Source organism: Aetokthonos hydrillicola CCALA 1050, assembly GCF_017591665.1.
GTDB lineage: Bacteria > Cyanobacteriota > Cyanobacteriia > Cyanobacteriales > Nostocaceae > Aetokthonos > Aetokthonos hydrillicola.
In genome coordinates this window covers 1-2208 of the sequence record NZ_JAAKGC010000297.1, presented here as the reverse complement: position 1 = coordinate 2208, position 2208 = coordinate 1, and the positions used below count along the sequence as shown (strand labels likewise).

2 protein-coding genes are annotated in these 2208 nt (G+C 43.3%); both read right to left on the bottom strand.

What is annotated here, in order from left to right:
- Window positions 1-957, bottom strand: a 957-nt coding sequence (locus G4P69_RS37165; protein ID WP_279606330.1) for a proton-conducting transporter transmembrane domain-containing protein, incomplete at its 3' end; no start/stop codon positions are given.
- Window positions 958-1216: 259 nt separating this feature from the next.
- Window positions 1217-1603 carry a thioredoxin family protein gene (locus tag G4P69_RS37160; RefSeq protein WP_208354874.1) on the bottom strand — a complete coding sequence of 129 codons (387 nt, stop codon included), beginning with the start codon at window positions 1601-1603 and terminating at the stop codon, window positions 1217-1219.
- Between the last annotated feature and the right edge of the window lie 605 nt (window positions 1604-2208).

Sequence of the window (2208 nt, the reverse complement as noted above, 5' to 3'; positions counted from 1 at the left end):
TAAACCCTTTTTGATGTCATTTTGAGTAATTGCAATGCTTGCACCTAAAAAGGCAGTGAATGCCCCAGTAAAGGCAATCACGTTCATTGCTGCTGGGACATGTTCAAAGACTGGGTACATGCGAGCAATCAGGAAGACGCCTGCTGCCACCATTGTTGCTGCATGGATTAGGGCAGAAATGGGGGTGGGACCTTCCATCGCATCTGGTAACCAGACATGGAGAGGGAATTGGGCTGATTTAGCAACTGGGCCTAAAAAGACGAGAATTGCAAACAGGACTGCAAGAATGTTGCTAATTGAACCTGTTTGCACAAGTTCTCCAAGGCGATCGCCCATGACATGAAAGTCAAAGCTTCCTGTCGCCCAAAATAGCCCCAAAATGCCCAACAGTAAACCAAAGTCGCCTACTCGGTTGGTCACAAATGCTTTTTGTGCTGCATCCGCTGCCGAGGTGCGATCGTACCAGAAGCCGACTAGCAGGTACGAACACATCCCAACCAGTTCCCAGAAAATATAAATTTGTACGAGATTCGGGCTGACCACCAAACCCAACATTGACGAACCAAACAAGCTGAGATAGGCGTAAAACCTTACATAGCTTGGGTCGTGAGCCATGTAGCCGTCCGTATAGACCATAACAAGAAAGGCTACCGTCGTCACAATTACCAACATTAGGGCTGTTAGGTGGTCAACAGTGTAGCCCATGCTCAGGTGAAAATTGCCTGCTGCTGCCCATTCTATGGTGCGGGTGTAAGGGGCATGTCCTTGTATTTGACTCCATAGCAAGGCAAACGACAGCCCCATTGACGCTCCCATGAAAGAGATAATCAATGCCGCATTAGGCTGCCGCCAACGATTTGTCACCTGATTCAACGATATTAACCCTAGACCGACCAGCATTGCTCCCAGAAGGGGTAAAACCGGAATCAGCCAGGCATACTGATAGATCACTTCCATCACAGACGCCTACTTTTAAATTTGTTGACTAACTTGTCGAAACTGTTAACAATTGTGACACACACCCTTTAGCATAAAATACCCCACCGGAAGAGAATAACGTGGGGTAGTTAAGCATGGTTTTAGATTTGGGCATGGGGCATGGGGCATGGGGCATGGTGCATGGGGCATGGGGCATTGGGAAATTCATTAAATTCTTCCCCTGCTTCCCCTGCTCTCCATGCCCTATGCCCTATGCCCTCTGCTCCTCTGCCCTACTTTAAGCTGATCGACACTCTAGCTCTGCTGTTGTTGGGATGATGTAGGATTTAGGGGTATTGGTATAGGTCAGTTTCATTTCCTCCAAGGCTAAAAGTAAATCTTCTCTGTTACGAAAACTTTCTAGGCGCTTGCGAACGATACCATTTTCAATTAAAAGTAGTGTTGGTAGTGACTTGAGACGATAAGTGGTAGATAGTTTAAAGTTTTGGTCGGCATTAATGGCTACTAACTTAATTTGATCACCACATTGTGCATTAAATTGCAATAGTAAAGGCTGGATGATGCGACACAAGCCACACCAAGGAGCCTCAAAGTTAACTAGCACAGGAACTGGAGATTCTAAAACTTCTTGAGTAAAAGTCCGCTCACTAACCGACAACACCATGATGCCTCTTGAATTATAGGGTTTTTATATTAAACTGGGGAAACAAAGAACGAACCGATTGAGTCTACTATTTTGCTGACTCAAGGTAGGTATAATTCGGAGTTAAAGATATCAGCGCCAACTTCAGCACTGACAAAAAAGCAATGAGGGGTAACAGGGTGGTTCTAGTAGATTATTTGACCAACCATCACAGATGCTAACAAATACATAAATTGACATGGTTTATTAACTGATGCACAAGCTAACACTAAGTTGTTTTACCCGTCTTTAGCTTGGTTATTACTGTTATTTGTCCCTCTAAAAGTGTTGTTTGAACTAAGCCTATATGCTCCTGGCAAGGTCAGCCAGAGCTATGACTTTGCTCTGAAAAAAGATTATTTTTTTTATAAAAATCATCGAATCATAAAATTAACAACTGACTCAACGCTACTCCACTAAGATCTGTTTTCATTTATCCTACATCGATTTTATCCCAATTGATAGTTTGATATCGTTAATTTAGTCTTGTTATTAAAAAGTTCTACCAGTCGAGATTCGATCAGTTTCATAATTGTATACTATTAGTTGCCTGAAGCAACAGTGAATGAGACCACCACAGAAGTAAT

Excerpts from the sequence above, each read along its gene's own strand:
- G4P69_RS37160 (WP_208354874.1), bottom strand. The coding sequence starts at position 1,603 with ATGGTGTTGTCGGTTAGTGAGCGGACTTTTACTCAAGAAGTTTTAGAA.